Origin of the sequence: Allorhizocola rhizosphaerae (assembly GCF_003426775.1) — a bacterium.
Classification (GTDB): domain Bacteria; phylum Actinomycetota; class Actinomycetes; order Mycobacteriales; family Micromonosporaceae; genus Allorhizocola; species Allorhizocola rhizosphaerae.
On record NZ_QJUG01000168.1, the window covers coordinates 1 to 18,412 of the forward strand.

General features: G+C 68.0%; 17 protein-coding genes. 9 read left to right on the forward strand and 8 right to left on the reverse strand.

The window, feature by feature from the left end:
• The 9 genes from DM816_RS29335 to DM816_RS29375 all read left to right on the forward strand — a co-directional run.
• A partial coding sequence (locus DM816_RS29335; RefSeq protein WP_117213628.1) for a tetratricopeptide repeat protein occupies positions 1–2,083 on the forward strand: 2,083 nt, incomplete at its 5' end.
• 30 nt (positions 2,084–2,113) lie between these two features.
• Entirely contained in the window at positions 2,114–2,623 is a 510-nt protein-coding gene (locus DM816_RS29340; RefSeq protein ID WP_117213629.1) for a hypothetical protein, read from the forward strand.
• Positions 2,620–4,422 (forward strand): ABC transporter ATP-binding protein, encoded by a 1,803-nt coding sequence (locus tag DM816_RS29345; protein WP_117213630.1) that lies wholly within the window; start codon positions 2,620–2,622, stop codon positions 4,420–4,422. Before DM816_RS29340 ends, DM816_RS29345 begins: the two co-directional genes overlap by 4 nt.
• Positions 4,419–4,829 carry a signal peptidase I gene (gene lepB / locus DM816_RS29350; RefSeq protein WP_117213631.1) on the forward strand — a complete coding sequence of 137 codons (411 nt, stop codon included), beginning with the start codon at positions 4,419–4,421 and terminating at the stop codon, positions 4,827–4,829. The genes DM816_RS29345 and lepB overlap by 4 nt, the downstream gene beginning before the upstream one ends.
• Before the next feature lie 97 nt (positions 4,830–4,926).
• The gene (locus tag DM816_RS29355; RefSeq protein WP_162907957.1) at positions 4,927–5,139 is read left to right on the forward strand and encodes a hypothetical protein; all 213 of its coding nucleotides are present in this window, start codon (positions 4,927–4,929) and stop codon (positions 5,137–5,139) included.
• A gap of 185 nt (positions 5,140–5,324) precedes the next feature.
• Positions 5,325–5,762, forward strand: coding sequence for a hypothetical protein (locus DM816_RS29360; RefSeq protein ID WP_117213633.1), 438 nt, complete (start codon positions 5,325–5,327; stop codon positions 5,760–5,762).
• A gap of 123 nt (positions 5,763–5,885) precedes the next feature.
• Positions 5,886–6,233 carry a hypothetical protein gene (locus tag DM816_RS29365; RefSeq protein WP_117213634.1) on the forward strand — a complete coding sequence of 116 codons (348 nt, stop codon included), beginning with the start codon at positions 5,886–5,888 and terminating at the stop codon, positions 6,231–6,233.
• Positions 6,230–6,439 carry a hypothetical protein gene (locus DM816_RS29370; protein ID WP_117213635.1) on the forward strand — a complete coding sequence of 70 codons (210 nt, stop codon included), beginning with the start codon at positions 6,230–6,232 and terminating at the stop codon, positions 6,437–6,439. Before DM816_RS29365 ends, DM816_RS29370 begins: the two co-directional genes overlap by 4 nt.
• A 117-nt stretch (positions 6,440–6,556) precedes the next feature.
• On the forward strand, positions 6,557–8,989 hold the full coding sequence (locus DM816_RS29375) for a DUF7617 domain-containing protein (protein ID WP_211588907.1): 2,433 nt from the start codon (positions 6,557–6,559) through the stop codon (positions 8,987–8,989).
• Between the two features lie 314 nt (positions 8,990–9,303).
• Here the strand turns inward: DM816_RS29375 and argG are convergent, their stop codons facing one another.
• The 8 genes from argG to DM816_RS29415 all read right to left on the reverse strand — a co-directional run bounded on the left by argG (position 9,304) and on the right by DM816_RS29415 (position 18,405).
• Complete coding sequence (gene argG, locus DM816_RS29380; RefSeq protein WP_117213637.1) at positions 9,304–10,758, reverse strand: argininosuccinate synthase; 1,455 nt, start codon at positions 10,756–10,758, stop codon at positions 9,304–9,306.
• Positions 10,759–10,804: 46 nt separating this feature from the next.
• Positions 10,805–11,626, reverse strand: a complete 822-nt coding sequence (locus DM816_RS29385; RefSeq protein ID WP_117213638.1) for an SDR family oxidoreductase — start codon at positions 11,624–11,626, stop codon at positions 10,805–10,807.
• A 365-nt stretch (positions 11,627–11,991) separates the two neighbouring features.
• Positions 11,992–13,926: an Ig domain-containing protein gene (locus tag DM816_RS29390; RefSeq protein ID WP_246002401.1), complete on the reverse strand. Its 1,935-nt coding sequence runs from the start codon at positions 13,924–13,926 to the stop codon at positions 11,992–11,994.
• A 9-nt stretch (positions 13,927–13,935) separates the two neighbouring features.
• A complete protein-coding gene (locus DM816_RS29395) occupies positions 13,936–14,763 on the reverse strand; it encodes a carbohydrate ABC transporter permease (protein WP_117213639.1) in 828 nt (275 codons plus the stop codon).
• A complete protein-coding gene (locus tag DM816_RS29400; protein WP_117213640.1) occupies positions 14,760–15,656 on the reverse strand; it encodes a carbohydrate ABC transporter permease in 897 nt (298 codons plus the stop codon). Before DM816_RS29400 ends, DM816_RS29395 begins: the two co-directional genes overlap by 4 nt.
• Before the next feature lie 7 nt (positions 15,657–15,663).
• Complete coding sequence (locus DM816_RS29405; RefSeq protein ID WP_117213641.1) at positions 15,664–17,016, reverse strand: ABC transporter substrate-binding protein; 1,353 nt, start codon at positions 17,014–17,016, stop codon at positions 15,664–15,666.
• Positions 17,017–17,355: 339 nt separating this feature from the next.
• Positions 17,356–18,054 (reverse strand): dihydrofolate reductase family protein, encoded by a 699-nt coding sequence (locus tag DM816_RS29410; protein ID WP_117213642.1) that lies wholly within the window; start codon positions 18,052–18,054, stop codon positions 17,356–17,358.
• Positions 18,055–18,270: 216 nt separating this feature from the next.
• A complete protein-coding gene (locus tag DM816_RS29415; RefSeq protein ID WP_281274373.1) occupies positions 18,271–18,405 on the reverse strand; it encodes a TrkA C-terminal domain-containing protein in 135 nt (44 codons plus the stop codon).
• Positions 18,406–18,412 lie beyond the last annotated feature (7 nt).

The following is an 18,412-nucleotide window of genomic DNA, read 5'->3' on the forward strand; positions in this document are numbered from 1 at the left end:
GCTGCGCGGCATCCGGGGAAGCAGCGCGCTGGCGGCGCCGGTGGCCGCCCGCCTCGGGCTGCCCGACCCGCCGCCGGAGACGTTCGAGCGGGACGCGCCGCTGCGACGCCTGATGGCCCTGGTCCGCGAGCGGGACGCCTGCCGCAACGTGGTAATCCACGGGATGGCGGGCGTGGGCAAGACGCACTTCGCGGTCTGGGCCGCCGCACGCCTGGCGGCCGCGGGCGGCGACGACGACCGGCTCCAGCTCATGGCGAGCCTGCACGGCAGGGATCCGGCCCGGCCACCCGCCGATCCGTCGGCGGTGCTGGTGGAGTTCCTGCACCGCTTGGGCATGCGCTACGACCAGATCCCCGACGGGTTCGACCGGCGCATTGACCGATATCGCTGCTTGCTGCGCGAGCGCGTCTCCTTCATCCTGCTCGACGACGTGCTCGACGAGGAGAGCGTGCGCCCACTGCTGCCCGCGGGCGGCGAGTGCGTCGCGATCATCACCAGCCGGCGGGTGCTGCCGGGCCTGCGCGACACCGCCCACATCCACCTCGATGCGCTCTCCGAGAACGCTTCCCTGGCACTGCTCAGGCATGCGGCCGGGCCGGAGCGCGTCGACGCCGACGAGTCGTCCGCCCGCCGGATCACCGCCGAGCTGGGCCGGCTGCCGCTCGCGCTCTCCATCGTCGGCACGCACCTGCGCGAACACCCCGACTGGTCGCTCGGCGACTACCTGTCCTGCGTCACCGCCCTGGCGCTGGAGGGCGGCATGCGGACCGCTCTGTCCACATCGGATCGCGGGCTCTGCGCGGAGGCCGTGCGGCTGCTGCGGCTGGCGGCCCTGCATCCCGGCACGGACCTCGACCGCCGCGCCGCCGCCGCGCTCGCCGGCGTCACCCCTGCGCAGGCCACGGAGTGCACCGAGGCGCTTGCCGACGCGAACCTGTTGTGCCGCACGGCGCAGGGCGGGTACAGGCTGCCCGAGATGGTGCGGGCGTATGCCGCCGAGCGCGCCGGAGTCGAGGAGCCGACCAGCCGCCGCCGCGATGCCCTGGACCGCCTGTTGCGCCACTACACCCGCACTGCCGCCGCAGCGCCGGGCACCGAACGGGACAACCTGCTCGCTGTGGCCGCTTACGCCGCCGACCATGGCTGGCCCGAGCTGGCCTGCGAGCTGGCCAACGCCCTGTGGCGCCCGCTGTACGACGAAGGCCGACACATGGAGGCGCGCCAGCTCCAGCAGCGCGCGCTGGGCGGCGCCGCGCTCGCCGGGGATCGCCAACGGCAGGCGCAGTCGCTGCTGTGTCTGTCGCGTTTGGACGTCCTGTCCGGACAGTACGAGTCCGCTCGCGGGCACGCCGAGTCCGCCCTCGCGCTGTGGCGGGCCGCAGCCGACCGGCCCGGTGAGGCCGGAGCCCTGCGCGACCTCGGCCTGGTGCTGGGCCACCAGGGCGACATCGCGCAGGCGCTACGGCACTTGCGCGAGGCGGCCGGCATCGCGCGGGAGCGTGGCGACCGGTTCGCCGAGGCACGCACCCTGACCGCCGTCGGGACCATCTATGCCCTCAAGGAGGACTACGAACGCGCGGCCGACTACCACCGCCAGGCGCTTGACCTCGCCGGCAAACTGCACGACCACCTGACCGAGCGCGAGGCACTCCACGGCCTCGGCGTGGCGTATGAACGGACCGGCTATCTATGTCGTGCCTTTCGGTGCCAGCAGCGCGCACTCGCGATGGCGCGCAAGGCCGGCGACCGGGCCATCGCCGGGCAGGCGCTGGATGCCATGGGCCGCATCCACCGCCGCGCCGCCGACTATCAGCGCTCGCTCGCCGGCCATCGGCGTGCGCTGCGCATCGCGCACGACATCGGGCACACGGCGCTTGCCGTCTCGGCGCTCAACGGCCTGAGCGAGACCTGCCGGGCGCTGGGACACACCCGCATGGCGAGCGACTATCACCACCGTGCCGTCGAGGCCGAGCGGCTCATCGACGCCGGGCCCGGCGCGCGTCCGGGATCGTCCGAGCTTGCTGGCTTGACCCCCTTCACCAGCAACGATCCACAGAGGAACGTCGCGGCCGGGTGCGCCTGAACGCGACCATCGGATGGGAGGCAAAGACACATGACAGCATTGGCAATCGCGGTCGCGCTCGTCGGCGCGGTCGGCGTGCTCAATCTCCTGCTGACCTTCGGCGTGATCCGCCGCATGCGCCAGGACGGCACCGCGGGCAACGCGCCCGCCCCGCCCGCGCCCATCGCGCCGGCCGGCACGCAGGTGGCCGCCGCGCTGGAGTCCGCCCGGATCGCCGTGCCCGGCGAGACGCTGTTCGGCTTCTTCTCCCCCGGATGCAGCTTCTGCGAAGAGCAGTTGCCGGAGTTCGCCGGGCGGGCGCGCGAGCACGGCCGGGTGGTGTCCGTGGTGTTCGATCCGCTCGGCGAGGGCACAAACCTGATCTCCGAGCTGACGGCGGTGTCCCGGGTCGTCGTCGAGACCAGGCCGGACGGCGGGTTGATGCAGGCGTTCCAGGCCAAGGGCTACCCGAGCTACTGCGTGGTGCGCGATGGTGTGATCGCTTCCGTGGTGGGGAAGGCCTCGGACCTGCCACGGCCGGGCGTCGCCGTGCCGGCATGATCGCGACGATCCGGTACATCGCCGCGCTTGTGTGGCGCGCGGCGCCGCTGACCGCCACCGGGTACGCCGTCCTCGCCCTGCTGGGCGGGGTGGCCCCGGTGGTGGTCGCATGGTTGACCAAGCTGGCGATCGACGCGCTGGTCGGGCGGCAAGGCTTGGCCACGCTCGGCTGGCTCGCCGGGCTGCTGGCCGCCGTCGGTGTCATGACGGCCGCCCTGCCCCACTGGAGCGACTACCTGCGGGCCAACCTTGCCCGCTCGGTCGGCGCGACCACCATGGACCGGCTGTTTGCGGCGGTGGAGCGCTTCGCCGGGTTGAGCCGCTTCGAGGATCCGGTGTTCCAGGACAAGCTTCGCCTGGCACGGCAGGCATCCGGGATGGCGCCACAGCTGGTCGACGGCGGCCAGCAGATGTTCCGCGGCGCGCTGATGATCACCGGGTTCGTCGGATCGCTGGTAGTCATCAATCCCCTGATGATGCTGATCGTCGTGCTGGCCGCAGTGCCCACGCTCTTCATCGAGGTGAGCCTTGCGCGCCAGCGGGCGGGCATGATGTGGAACCTGAGCCCGACCGAGCGGCGAGAGATCTTCTACGCCCAGTTGCTCAGCAGCGTCGAGGCGGCCAAGGAGATCCGGCTGTTCGGGATGGCGGGCTGGCTGCGCGGCCGCATGCTGACGGAGCGGCGCACCGCCGACAACGCCCGGCGGCTGCTCGACCGCCGCGACGCACGCCTGCAAACCCTGCTGTCCGGCGCGGCGGCGGTCGTCGCCGGGAGCGGGCTGGTGTGGGCGCTGCTGGCCGCGAGCGCCGGACGGCTGACCATCGGCGACCTGTCGATGTTCCTCGCGGCGCTGGCCGGTATCCAAAGTGGACTTTCGTCGCTTGTCGGCCAGTACGCCAACGCGCACCAGCAGGTGCTGGTTTTCTCGCACTATCTGGACCTCATCCGAGCCCCGGCCGACCTGCCCTCGCCGCCGCACGCCCGCGATGTCGCGCCGTTGGCGAGCGGCATCGAGCTGCGCGACGTCTGGTTCCGGTACAGCGAGGACCATCCCTGGGTGCTGCAGGGCGTCAACCTGACCATCCCGCGCGGCAGGTCGGTCGGTCTGGTCGGCGTCAACGGGGCCGGCAAGAGCACCCTGGTCAAGCTGCTGTGCCGGTTCTACGACCCGGTGCGCGGGCAGATCCTGTGGGACGGGCAGGATCTGCGGGAGCTCGACATCGCGGCCCTGCGTGCCCGCATCGGCGCTGTCTTCCAGGATTACGTCGAGTACGACCTGACGGCACGGGAAAACATCGCCGTCGGCGATCTGACTGCACTGTCCAATCCGGAACGTGTGGTCAAGGCGGCACGCCTGGCCGGGATCCACGAGAAGCTGCAAAGCCTTCCGCAGGGCTACGACACGTTGCTGACCCGCATGTTCTTCAGTGAGGCGGACCGGGACGACCCGCAGACCGGGGTGGTGCTCTCCGGCGGTCAGTGGCAGCGCTTGGCCCTGGCACGTGCCTTCCTGCGCGAGCGGTGCGACCTGATGATCCTCGACGAGCCCAGCGCGGGCCTGGACCCGACGGCCGAACACGAGATGCACACGATGATCGGCGCGCATCGGGCCGGGTGCACGAGCCTGCTTATCTCGCACCGGCTTTCGGCCGTGCGGGACGCCGACCTGATCGCGGTCGTCGACGGCGGCCGGATCGCCGAGACCGGCACGCACACCGAGCTGATGGCGGCGGATGGGCACTACGCGCGCATGTTCACCCTGCAGGCGTCCGGGTACCAGATGCAGGAGGCGGCATGACTTGGGTGCTGCTCGCAATCGCGGGTCTCGCCGCCGCCGCGGTGGTGGTGTTGGTGTGGCTGCGCCGCACCTGGTTGGTGGTGACGGTGACGGGGACGAGCATGAAGCCGACCCTTGACCCGGGCGACCGGGTTCTGGTCCGTAGGGCCGCGCTGCGGCGGGTCCGCGCCGGGCAGATCGTCGTCGTCGACGCCGACGATCCGGAGCTCATCATCAAGCGGGTCGCCGCCATGCCCGGCGACGCCGTCCCGCCCGAGCTGGCCCGGCTCGGCTCCCGGGTCCCCGCGGACCGGCTGATCCTGCTGGGCGACAACCCGGAGCACAGCATGGACTCGCGCCGCCGCGGCTATTACGAGGCGGCGGGCCTGCTCGGGGTCATCGTCCGGCGGCTTCCGACCCAACGATGAGGCGTCCAACTTCGTCCGAGATGCGCGCCGACACACGTCCCGAACGGTCAAGGTCGGCCTGCCACATGGCGATCCGCTAGGGAAGGGAGAACCGAAGATGAGGTTGGTCGAGCGGATGTCCGACCGCATGCTCTCGCTGTTCGTGCCGCGGGCCACCGCGGCCGCGGCCACGACGCAGGCATGCTACGACGTGCACTACTGCCAGTCGTGCAGCAACGAACACGGCGTCCTGCTGAAGAAGTTCTGCTGGGCGCAGTACTGCAACGGCAGCTATGTCAACGGTGGCTGCGGCCGCTGCGGCTACTGCTAAGCACCACCGCGTTGGGATCTGATCGTCTGGCAACATGATCGTTCGATTTGCCAGACGATCAGGCACGATGGTCGAAGCACAAGCGCCTTCCGCACAGATGAATGCGTACATTCATTCATAGACATCGCTCAAGATCGGCTGTTACGTTTCTCGCCACCTCGCGCATGTCTTACCCAGGAGGAGCTTTGATCATCAGTAAAACGGCCCGGCTGTTCGCCGCGGCCCTCACCCTCGCGGCCGGGATCGGTGTGGCGGGCGCAGCCCCCGCGGCCGCCGCGCCGTCGGTGATGCGCAGTTGCCTGGAGTTCAACCAAGCGGACTGGCAGTACAACTCCGTCGGCAACAACCGGGCCATGTCCAGCTGCGTGGAAACCTACGACTACACCACGGGGCTGTTCACGGCGTACACGCAGGTCATCTCGACGTCGTACTGGACCGGCTTCCACGGCTGCGTGCGGCTGGAGTTCATCGACACCTACACCGGCGGCACCGTGGTGCACACCAGCGCGCAACAGCGGTGGGGTGTCAGCGCCGGTCACCGGCGGCTCATCGAGTGGTCCAGCACCATGCCGCCGCCCAACGTCAGCTGGAACTCCCGCCGGTTCGTGCACTGGCGCTGCTGATCACGAACAGGGATGTCGCCCGGCCGGAGGTTCACCGGCCGGGCGATGAGGCCGTTACGGCACCACGCGCGCCTGGAAGGTCGGGACGGCCAGCAGCGGGCGTGAACAAAGACCGCGCTCGCCGTGCATTGGGGTCACCTGCGTCGCGAGCGCTTCCCCGATGGCACGATCCATCTCGACCTGCTCGGCGACAATGCCGCACATGCCCTGCCGGTCCACGAGGCGCTGGGCCGCCTGCTCACCGCAGTCGGAGTGTCCGATCAGGATATTCCGGCCGACACGGAGTCACGCGCCGCGCACTGGCGGGCCGAGACCGACCGCCGTCGGCTGCCGGTCCTTTTGGACAATGCGGCCTCGACAGAGGGCGAGGCGACGGCGGTGGCCAACCTTGGCGCGGCGCTGAGCCGTCACGGATTGCATGAAGAATCCGTCGGGTACTTCGAGAAGCGCTGGAAAACTTCCGCGGCATGAACCATCGCTACGAGGCGAGTGTCCTCAACGCCATGGGCGATGCCTTGCACGCCATGGGCCACGACGAGGAGGCGTTCGAACGCCACGGGCCGGCGTTGGCGATGGCCACCGAGACGGGCGACGACGGCGAGCGAAGGCGGGCCGCAGAAGCTATCGCAACCCATTCAGGTGACAGCGAGGGTCCACTTTGTAGAGATGTAAAGTGAGAGTCTTTCATCCAATCGAGCATTCACGGATACTAAATAGAAATTCTTTGATAGCGTCTGCTCCGCGCCGATCAGCCCGCGGGTTCCATCCAACTGGTCAGAAAGGAGCCGTTTGTCGTGCGAACTTCGCGCACAACACACATGGCCGCCGCCGGAATCGCACTCATGCTTGCGCTCACCGGGCAGGCGACCGCGAGCCCGGCCGCGCTGGCGAGCACGCTCGCCAAGAGCGCGCAAAACCTCACCTCGCCGGGAGCCGACCCGGCCAACCACGGCGATGTCATCAACTGGGTGCTCAGCTACGACAGTGACGCGCCGCCGGGACCGGCCACGATCACCGACGTCATCGAGGGTGCGCCGGCGAGCCAGGAGTATGTGCCCGGTTCGCTGGACGTGCCACCAGGCTGGACGCCGCAGTGGTCCACCGACGGCACCACCTTTGTGGGTAGCGAGCCGCCCACGGGCACCGTGGCGGTGCGGGCGACCAACCCCACCGCCCGGCCCGGCGGCACCAACCTCACGCACTTCCTGTTGCCGCCCGTGCAGACGCTGGCGACACCGACCGGCGGTGACGGGTTCACGGCGGTCATCTACCGTGGCCCGGGCGGTTCTGTCGAGGCGTGGAACATGTACCACCACCTGGGCGAGCTGCAGCCTAAGGTGGTCTGCACCAACCTGCTCGACAACCAGCCGTGCTCGGGTGGGCCGTGGCCGCGGCCGGTGAACACGACTCCCGGACCGCTGGGTTCGGGTTCGACGGGCGACATCGAGAGCACTCTGGTCCCGCAATATGTTGTCGATCCGGCGCGGCCGGAGCGCTTCTACTACCCGGCCATGACCGTCAGCTCGGTCGGGGTGGCATGCCTGGACATGGCGGCGCAGGCCAACTGCGGCTACGTCCCGTTGCAGGCCATCGGCGGCGCGGTGACCGGCCTTGAGGGCTTGGTGAACGTCGGCGGCAACATGTATGCCGTCTCGACCAACGGGCAGATTCTGTGCCTCACGCTCGCCACGCTGACCCCGTGCGCCGGACAGCCCTACGCGGCGGTCGCGCCGGGCAGCAACAACGGCGCGTACTACTGGGGTTCGCTCACTGTCGCGAATGGACTTGTTTTCGTCTCGTCGTCGACGGGAGCCGGTCCGCGGCTCGGCTGCTTCGACCCGGCCACCACGGCGGCGTGCGCCGGCTGGGCCACGGCACGGGCGGCGGCCGGAACGCACACCTATTCGGCGTTCACCTCATACAACCCGGCGGGCACGGCCAACGGTGCGTGCATCGCCGCCGTCAGCGCGGGGCCACCCGCGGTCACCTGCTATGCCATCGACGGGTCGCCGCTTGCCGCACCGGCCGGATTCGGCAACGTGGCAAACGGGGCCAACACGTTCAACCCCACGGTCATCGTGGCGCCGAACGGGCACCTGCAAAGCTACTTCCCGTTCTGGGGCGGCAGCCTGCTCGGCGCGACCGGTTGCTACGACTGGACGGCCGCGGCGATCTGCGCCGGATTCCCGTTCCCGAAGACGCATCCGAACGTCAACAACGGCCTCACCCGTGACTACGGCTACACCTATGACGAGACGACGCAATGCCTGCTGGGTCTCGGCGACTCGGGCTTCCTGTTCTCGGTGGACCCGGCCAACGGGTTGTCGCCGTGCCTGCGCACGGGAGCCTCGGTCACGATGACGCCGGGTGCGTTCTACTGCGACGGCCAACCGCACTCCGTGACGTACACGACGGCACGGCTGCAGAACATAAATCTGTCCAATGTGGACCTTGGCAACTCCACCGCCAGGGTCACCGATCCCGACGGCAACGTGCTGGCCACGCCGACGTTCGCACCGGACGGCACGCTCGACCTGTCCGGGATCTCGGCCGTCGCCGAGCCGACGATCATCGTCACGGCCACCCTGGTGCTGTTCAACACCAACGACTTCGCCGGCGGCAACCAGCCGCAACTGGTCGTGGAGTTCCAGGGCGACGCGCCACAGGTCTGCTTCCAGACCAGGCTCGGCTCGGAATGCACGGTCACGTCGGTGAGCAACACGGCGACGGGCTCCGACCCGGGCGGCGACCTCCGCTCCAACCCGGTCGTGCTCTCGATCGCGCCGGGAGCAGCGTGCCAGCCGCGCGTCACGGTCAACAAGGAGATCTGCGCCAGCAACGACGCCGAAGATTGCGGGCCGGGCGGTCGCGGACCATGGGTGAAACGCTCACCGCCGGGGCTGCTGGGGATCCTGGGCACGGCCTACTGGCGGATCACCGTGAGCAACGCCGGTCCGTTGGACGCGGTGGACGTCACCGTGAACGATGCCAGGGCACCCAGCTGCGAGGCAGTCGCCGGGGAGTTTCTCCTGCCGTCCGGTGCCACCCGTGAGTTCCACTGCTCTTCGTTCCTGCTCGTGTTGCCCATCACCAACACGGCCAGCGCCAGCTATCTCCCGGCCAACTCGCCGCCCGGCACGCCGCGCTCGACCAGCGCGCCGTCGTCGGCGACCGCCTGCGGGCTGATCCTGTGCCTGCTGAGCGGCCCCTCCGGCCAGGAGGAGTAGCGCCGAGCGTACTGACCGGGCCCGCAGGGCCCGGTCAGTACGCTGTGGACGTAAACCTGCTGCTGTTGCCTGTCGTTGTCGCACAAGCGATCTGGCTGCGCGCCACGATCACCCCGCCCGCTCCGGCAGCCGGCCAGACGCGCGGGACGTGCTCGATGAGGTTTCCCGCGGGTGTGTGCGCAACGGCCGCGGGCAACATGGGTCGGCGCGAGCGACATCCCGCCGATGAGCCCGGCTTCTTTGCGCGCGACCGCTTTTCACCCGTCTGCTGCCGGATATCGCCGCTGGGCCCAGGTCGTGGCGGGTGACCTCCTTTAGTCCGTCCCCGACTCCAGCGCCGCGTGGTCGAGCAGCTCCGCTTCTTCCTCGCTGGCCTGCCCGCGCGAGGCGATCGCCGCGGCGCCGCCCTCGGGCATGACGCCGATCAGCTCGGTGGAGGCCCGCTGCGCGACGCCGATCAGGGCCGGGTGCGGCCTGCCGCCCACGATGCCGAGCCGGGCGTAGCTTTCGAGTTTGGCGCGCGAGTCGGCGATGTCGAGGTTGCGCATGGTCAGCTGGCCGATGCGGTCGACCGGCCCGAACGCCGAATCCTCTGTGCGCTCCATGGACAGCTTGTCGGGGTGGTAACTGAACGCCGGCCCGGTGGTGTCCAAAATGGAGTAGTCGTCGCCGCGCCGCAGCCGCAGAGTCACCTCGCCGGTGACGGCGGACCCGACCCAGCGCTGCAGCGACTCGCGCAGCATCAGCGCCTGCGGGTCGAGCCAGCGGCCCTCGTAGAGCAGCCGGCCCAGCCGCCGCCCGTCGTTGTGGTAGGCGGCCAGGGTGTCCTCGTTGTGGATGGCGTTGACCAGCCGCTCATAGGCCGCGTGCAGCAGCGCCATGCCGGGCGCCTCGTAAATGCCCCGGCTCTTGGCCTCGATGATCCGGTTTTCGATCTGGTCGGACATGCCCATGCCGTGCCGCCCGCCGATGGCGTTGGCCTCAAGCACCAGGTCGACCGCGGAGGCGAACTCCTTGCCGTTGATGCTCACCGGCCGGCCCTGCTCGAACCCGATCGTCACGTCCTCGGTGGCTATCTCGACGCCGAGGTCCCAGAACCGCACGCCCATGATCGGCTCGACGATCTCGATGCCGACATCGAGGTTTTCCAGCGCCTTGGCCTCGTGGGTGGCGCCCCAGATGTTGGCGTCGGTGGAGTAGGACTTCTCCACGCTGTCCCGATAGGGCAGGCCGCGGGCGAGCAGCCACTCCGACATCTCCTTGCGGCCACCGAGCTCGCTGACGAAGTCGGCGTCGAGCCACGGCTTGTAGATGCGCAGCGATGGGTTGGCGAGCAACCCGTAGCGGTAGAACCGCTCGATGTCGTTGCCCTTGAAGGTGGAGCCGTCTCCCCAGATCTGCACGCCGTCGTCGAGCATCGCGCGCACCAGCAACGTGCCGGCGACGGCACGCCCGAGCGGGGTGGTGTTGAAGTATGTCCGCCCGCCGGAGCGGATGTGGAACGCCCCACAGGCCAGCGCCGCCAGCCCCTCCTCGACGAGCGCCGCCCGGCCGTCGACCAGGCGGGCCATCTCCGCGCCGTATGCGGTGGCGCGGCCGGGCACGGAGGCGATGTCGGGCTCGTCGTATTGACCGATGTCAGCGGTATAGGTGCACGGCACGGCACCCTTCTCGCGCATCCACGCGACCGCTACAGAGGTGTCGAGACCGCCGGAGAAGGCGATGCCGACATGTTCGCCGACAGGCAGGGAGCTGAGCACCTTGGACACGAGTCGAAGTATATGCACACCAGTGCATGATCATGCAAGCCCCGGGTCACGGAACGGAACCGAAATCACTTCGGGCACGGCCGCCCAGCCGGATGAGCCGGCGCGTGGCGCGCGGGAACAACGCGTACAGGAGATAAAGCAGGGGCAGCATGCGCGGGATGTCGACCACCGGGCGGCCCCGCCGGATCGCATTGACCACCGCGGCCGCGACCTGTGCCGGGGTGACCGCCGGCACAAAATCCGCGAGCCGCGGCAGCCGGCTGGACCGCACGTGCGTCTGGAAGAAGCTCGTCCCGGCGACCACTCCGGGCCGGACCAGCGTGACTCCGATCCCCGTGCCCGACAGTTCGAGCCGCAATGTCTCGATGTATGCCGCGACGGCAGCCTTGGACGCGGCATACGCCGCCGAGGCGTCACCGGTGATGATCGTGCCGGCCGACGAGCCCATGGCCACGATGTGACCCGAACCGGCCGCGCGCATCATGGGCAGCACGAGCATCACCGCACGGACCATGGCGTCGTATCCGGTGCGCATGGTCAGCTCGGACTCCTCGATCGTCATCCGCTCCACGGGCTCCCACCGGACGAACGCCGCGTTGCCGACCAGAACATCGATCCGGCCCTCCCGCTCGTGTATCCCCCGGATCCAGCGCTCCAGGTCGTCTCCCACGGTGACATCACAGCGGCTGAGGATGATGTTTTCGCCCGCCGCAGGCGAGGCGCGCGCCAAATATTCCTCCGAGATGTCGCAGGCGTGAACCCGAGCCCCGGCCGCGCACAGCGCCTCCGCGATGGCCCAGCCGATGCCCTGGGCGCCCCCGGTGATCGCGCACACCTTGCCTGCCAGAGGGGCGCCCATTGCAGTCATTTCCGATCCCTTCCCCAAAGAACGCCAAGAACGCTATGCCGTGGCGCACGTACCGTACGACGTTAGCGTCCAGTTAGGAGCGTAGTTCGGATGGGCCTCGCATGCGGAGACGTGCCCGATGGTCCCGAAGGTGCGCAGCCGGTTCACCGCCACCTCTCCGGTCGCTGCGCCGCCGGCACGAGGCCGGACACGGCCGGGATGGCGCGGAGCTTTCTGGTTGTGGGCATGGCGTTCCTCTCGATAGACAAACCAACCTCCCGGCACCCATTGGCTGCCATCCCTGTTGCAGCGCGGTTGCCGGGAGGTTGTGCTCCCGGGTTTCAACTCCGTTCAGGCCAAGCCGTGCTCTCGCGCGGGTTTGCGAGCTAGCTGAACGCCTTGACCTCCAGCAGGCCCACGGAGAAACTCGGTGAGCTCTGCAGCAGCACGCGCAGCCGCGTGGTACTGACGGCGGAGAAATTCACCGCGTTGTATTGATTTGCATTTATTGTGTACCCGCTGGCGTTAGGGACGTCCACATACGAGCTTCCGTTCCAGTATTGCAGGCGCCACGACGACGGGAGGTCGATGCCCTGGTTGTCGTCGAAGAAGTAGACCTGCGCCTGCCGCAGCGTCTGCGCCGACGACCAGGTGAGGTCGGCCCACTGCTGCCCCTGCTCGGGCCACGTGCCCCAGCGGTTGCCCTGGTTGGTGCCGCCCCAGTTGGAGCTCGTCGGCTCGTCCGCGTTGTTGATCGCCGCGCAGCTTTCCCACGACGACGTGTACGAGCACGTCGGGGTCGCTTGCGGCGCAACGTTGATCGGCCCGCTCCCGCCGCCGACCGTGAGCGTGAAGGCCCGTGTCACCGCGGCAGCCAGCGGGTCGTAGTCACGCAGCTCCACCGTGAACGAGTACGTCCCGGCGGCGCCCGGCGTGCCGCTGATGGTCCCGGTGAACCGGTCGAGCGAGAGGCCCGGCGGCAGGGCGCCACTGGTCACACGCCAGTCGTAGAACGGCACGCCACCGCGGGCCGCCAGGGTCTGCGAGTACGCCTGGCCGGTCGGGGCGTTGGGCAGGCTCGCGGTCACGATCGACGGCGCGAGGAACGGCGTGAGGTTGCGGTTCACCGGCCAGCCCGCGTTCTCGGCCACGAGCAGGGCCAGTTTGGTGAGCATCCACCGGCGCGTGGGGAAGAAGTGGCTCCAGCCACCGCTCTGCCCGCTGAGCCGGTCCCAGTACGGTTGCGTGCCCGGGATGTGATAGCTGCCGTCCAGCGCCACGGCCCGCCCCTGGTATGCGGTGACCTCGGGATCGTTGGTGCCACCGGCTTGCACGAAGGCCCGCATGCCCGCCCAGTCGCTGTGGTAGGCGACCGCGTGACCGTACTCGTGCATGACCAACCCGTGCACGTCGAGCACGTTGCCCTGGATCGTGGTCTTGTACCAGTCCTCGTCCGCGAGCGAGGTGAACAGCTGCTTGCCCGCCTCGTCGTACTCGAAAATCTGCGCGGTGGAACGGTGGATCGGACCGGGCACCTGCACCCCGTTGCGCGTGTGGTATCTGCCGTTGCGGGCCGGGTACCCCGTGGAATAAGGGGTTTGAATCCCACGGAAGAACACGTACATGCCGTTGTAGGACACGGCGTTGGTCACATTTATTGTATTCTGCCAGTCGTTGCCGGGCAGGTGGTTCTGCTCCGCTCCGGCGGCGACGGTGTCGAACGGGGCCAGGTTGAAGAACCGGAACCAGTCCTTCACGGCTTCCTCGGCGGCGGTGCGGAACGCCGGATCGTTGAAGTAGCCGGTGATGTTGTCGTACCGGTAGTCGAACACGATCGGGATGGTCGGCTCCAGCGCGGTCTTCTGGTCCTGCTGCACCCGGATCGGCATGGTCTGGGTGACGGTGCTGTTGTCCGACCCGCGAACCGTGAGGCGCAACGTGTATTGCTCATCGGGACCGGGCGCGCGTTTCGAATGGATCGCGAGCTTGAAGTTCTTCGTCTCGCTCGCGTTGGCGAACGTCAGCGTCTTGGTGGCCCCGGTCGCCGTCAGCTGGCTGGGCAGGTCCATCATCAGGCGGGACGTGCCCTCGGCCTTCAGGTCGACGGTCACCGGGAACGGCCCGTTCGCCGGTGGCCGCACGGTGAGCTCGATGTAGGGGTTGGCCAGATAGCCTTCCCAGTCGACGAGTTTCACGCCGTAGTCGTTGATCACCCGGCCGAACCGGTCGACCACCGTGGCGGGCCCGACGGCGTGTGCGGGCACAGCGATCAGGAGCGAGGCGAGCAGCACGAGCACTGCGGGAGTGATGGCGCGTTTCATTATGCGACCTCAGTTCTTGATGCCAGTGAGGGTGACCCCTTCGATGAAGTAGCGCTGCAGGAAGAAGAAGAGCGCGATGATCGGGGCGATGACTGCCGCCGAGGCCGCCATCAGGTAGCCCCACTGGGTGATGTAGATGCTCTGGAACGACGCCAAGCCGATGGACAGCGTGTATTTCTCCTCGTCGTTGAGGTATAGGAGCGGGCCGAGGAAGTCGTTCCAGGTGCCGATGAAGGTGAAAATGGTGACGACGATGAGGGCGGGCTTGGACAGCGGCATGACCACCATCCAGAACACCCTCCACGGCGAGGCGCCGTCGATGTAGGCGGCCTCGTCCAACTCGAACGGGATGGTCAGGAAGAACTGCCGGAGCAGAAACACATTCAGCACGCCGCCCCCGGCCCCGGCGAACCAGCTGGGCACCGTCAGCGGGGCGATCGTGTTGAGCGCGCCCAGCTCCTGCCACATGACGAACGTCGGGATCAGCGTGACCGCGTAGGGCAGCATCACGCCGGACAGCAGCACGGCGAACACGACGTTGCGGCCACGCCAGCGCAACCTCGAAAAGCTGAACGCGGCAATGGAACACGTGAGCACCGTGCCGAGCACACTGATGACGGCAATCACGACGGTGTTGAGGAAGTATCGCCCAAACGGTTGCGCTGTAAGGGCTTGCGTGAAGTTGGACCACTGGAACGGGTCCGGGATCCATTCCGGCGGCGCGATGAACATCTGGGAGTCCTGCATCAGCGCGCTGCGCACCAGCCACACGAACGGCACGAGCGTCGGGACGGCCCCGGCGATCAGGGCCAGGTAGAGCAGCACACGGCCCCTCATCGGGCACCCGCCATCTCGTAATAGACCCAACGCCGGGCGTTGCGGAACAACAGGAACGTCACCAGCACGATGATCATGAACAGCACCCAGGCGAGCGCGCTGGCATAGCCCATCTCGCTTTCCCGGAACGCCTTGCGGAACAGGTAGTACACGTAGAACAGGGTGGCGTTGTTGGGACCTCCCTCCGTCATCACGTAGGCCTGGTTGAACACCTGGAACGTGCCGATGACCCCGACCACGAGGTTGTAGAAGATGGTCGGGGTCATCATGGGCACGGTCACGTGGCGGAACCGGTGCCACGGCCCGCCCCCGTCCACCGAAACCGCCTCGTAGAGGTGCTGCGGCACGCCCTGCAGCCCGGCCAGGAAGATGACCATCGTGTTGCCGAAGCCCCAGGTGCTCATGACGATAAGCGACGGCACGGCCATGTTCTCGTCGTAAATCCACATCCCGGCGGGCAGCCCGCCCTGCCGCAGCAACGAGTTCAGCAGGCCGAAGTCGGGGTTGAAAATCCAGATCCAGAGCACCACGTTGGCGATCGCGGGCACAAGCGTTGGCAGGTAGAAGATCGTGCGCCAGACCGGCAGGCCGCGCACCTTCTGGTTGAGCAGCATGGCCACGGCGAACGCGACGATCAGCGCCACCGGGACCGCGCCGAGCGTGTAATAGGTGGTGGCGCTCAACGACTTCCAGAACAGCTCATCGTCGGCGAGCTCCGTGTAGTTGCCGGCGCCAACAAACGCTGGTGTGCCGCCGATCTGCCAGTCGGTGAGGCTGAGCACGAGCGAGGCGACCATCGGCCCGGCCGTGAAGATGACGAAGCCGAGGATCGCGGGCACGGCCATCAGCCACCCCCACCGCCGTTCCAGCCGCCGCTGACCGTTCAAAGCCATTGGTAGCTCACACCTTCTGCTTGTGGTGCCAGCCCTGCATCCTGCTGGTGATCTTCGGAGCGGCCTCCTTGAGCACCTCGGCTGCCGGGCGCTTGCCGGTCTCGATCTCCTGCAGCGCCGGTGTCAGCACGTCACTGTTGATGGCCTGCAGGTTCTTCAGCCTGACCCGCAGATCGGGCACGCCGTGGTCGCGTGCGTAGTCGACGACGGCCGTGCGAAACTCGGGCGGGTGCGAGTCGTTCTTGGTCCAGGAGTCGATGGCCGCCTGGTCCTCGTAGTACTTTCGCTCCTGCGGCATCCACAGGCCCAGCTTGTAGAGGTCGACGTAGCGCGGGTCGAGGTGGAACGCGAACAGCTCGACCGCCTTCTCGACGTGCTTGCTTCCGGCGAACACGGCGGACGCCCCGGCGACCTGGCTCGTGGTGAACGGCTTGTCGTACTTCGGGAGCACGCCGATGCCGTAGTCCACTTTGGATTCGTTCATGTCGAGCAGGCTCCAGTGGCCGTCGACGACCATGGCGACCCGCTTGGTTTTCAACAATATGTTGGTACCGGGCACGTCATCGCCCGTCGCGGCGAGTTGCCCCGGGCCGGGCGCGACCCGGTGCTTGTAGATGAGATCCTGCAGATTCTGGAACACCTCGATCGCCTCGGGCGCGTCCAGCAGGCACCTGGTGCCGCCCTCGTCGGCGAAGTCGGCCCCGTTGCTGCGCAGGAAGCCATACCAGGCCGCGGCGTAGGTGATGCTGCTCGAAATTCCGAACTGCCTGACCTGCTTGGGGTCGAAGCCCGACTCGTCGGGGTGCTTGCCGTTCTGGTCGATGGTGAGTCTGTAGGCGTTGCTCACGAGCTGGTCCCAGGTCCACGCTTTGCCCGCTTCGGCTGGCGGCGGTGCGATGCCCGCGTCCTTGATGGCCGATTTGCTGTACCACAACAGCTCGATCTCGTTGGCCGTCGCCACACCGTGCAGCTGGTCCCTGCCGTACCACAGGTATGCGTCCGACAGATATCCGGCCAGCTGCGGGTACTTCGTCAAATAGGGAAAGAGGTTCACCAGCTTGCCCTGCTCGGCCAGCCGGTACGACATCGCCATCGGCACATATCCCACATCGGGCACGTTGCCGCTCGCCACAAGCGTGTTGAGCTTCACGTCATACTCGTCCGGGGTGAACAGGGCCTTCACCTTCGCGCCCGCGTGACTGTCCTCAAAGGACTTGAGCATCTTCTCCACGGCCTTCTGCTCGAAGGTGGAGCCCCAGTACATGAACTGCAATTGCACATCGTTGGGCGAGCCTTCGTCGCCACAGGCGGCCGCTAACGCCGCGAGGCCCGACAGGGCCAGCAGTTGCCGTCGTCTCATCGCACAATTCCTTAGGGTTCAGTGGAGGTGGGCATCCAACCCGCATCGCGCGCCGCCGTCCCGGTTGTCCGTCGTGGCGGCCCGCCGGTGACGTCCAGCTCCGCTATGCCGAGCGGCCGCTGGCCCGAGTGCGAGGCGGCGGTGGGTACGGCGGGGCCGCGGATCTCGGGCGACGTGGCCATGGAACCCCCAAGTCGTTCGAAATCACGAACAGTGTCTGACATGTGGGGGAACACTAAGGCGCTGATCGATACCTGTCAACAGTTTGATGCCGTAGGCCGACCTAGATGTTGACTCGGTGTTCGAAATCCCGAACGGCCCCGCCCGGGGGCTCATGAGTCAGCGTTCGATGCGACCCTCGCCGCTGCCCCGGTCGTCCAGGACGAGCGGGGCTCGGCCGTCGACGGAATAGCGGACATGGGTGACCTGCGGCGTGTGCACGACTCTGGTCGGCGTGAGCTCGACTCCTTCGAAGTCGCCGAGGTCCAGGTTATCCAGCAGCCGCATCCCGCCGCCCAGGACGACGGGCACGATATGCAGTTCGAGCTCGTCCAGCAGACCCGCCCGGATAACGTGCTGCAGCAGCGTTCCGCCCCCGGCGACCGCGACGTTCTTGCCGTTCGCGGCGGCACGAGCCTGTTCGATGGCGCTGGCAACGCCGTCGGTGACGTAGGTAAAACTGGTGCCGCCCTTGCGGACCAGGGTCTCGCGGGGCCGGTGCGTCACGACGAAGACCGGCGCACGGAACGGCGGTTCCTCACCCCACGGCCCCTCCCCGCCATCGGCCATCCGCCGCCCCATGACATACGCGCCGGCCGCGTCGAAGGTCTCGGCGATAATCCGAGAGTTCGTGTCGTCCTCGCCGCCGGCGAAGCCCTGCCGCTCCCGCCACGCCATGCCTTCGATCACCCAGCGGGTGACCCGAAAGAACCCGGCACTCTCGGCCGACTCGATCCAGCTCTCGACGCCGCCAGTGTGCCGAGGCCCGGCGTAGAAACCGTCGAGTGACACGGACATTTGGGCCGTTACCTTGGTCATCGCGATCGTGCTCCTTTTCCCTGATTCTGCCCCCGGTTTGGGGCGCTCACCCAGGGGTCGGAGCGGCGACGCGGATTTCGACATGCGCGGGGGACCCTTTTGCCGGGCTCGGCGCGCTTCCGCCTTGAGGGCACCCCGGCGTCAGGCCCTGCTCTGGGACAACGAGTGGCAGCCACGTGATGTCGATCCTGGCGCATGAGTGGGGCGGCAGGCAGGCTAGTCAAGCGTGGCGAACCGCTCCACCTTCTCCTCCGGACCGGCGATCATGATGATGTCTCCGTATTGGAGGATGGTTTCCCGGTCGGCGTAGGTGAACGTGCCATTCTGCGGTTTGACCGCCACGATGGTCACGCCGTAG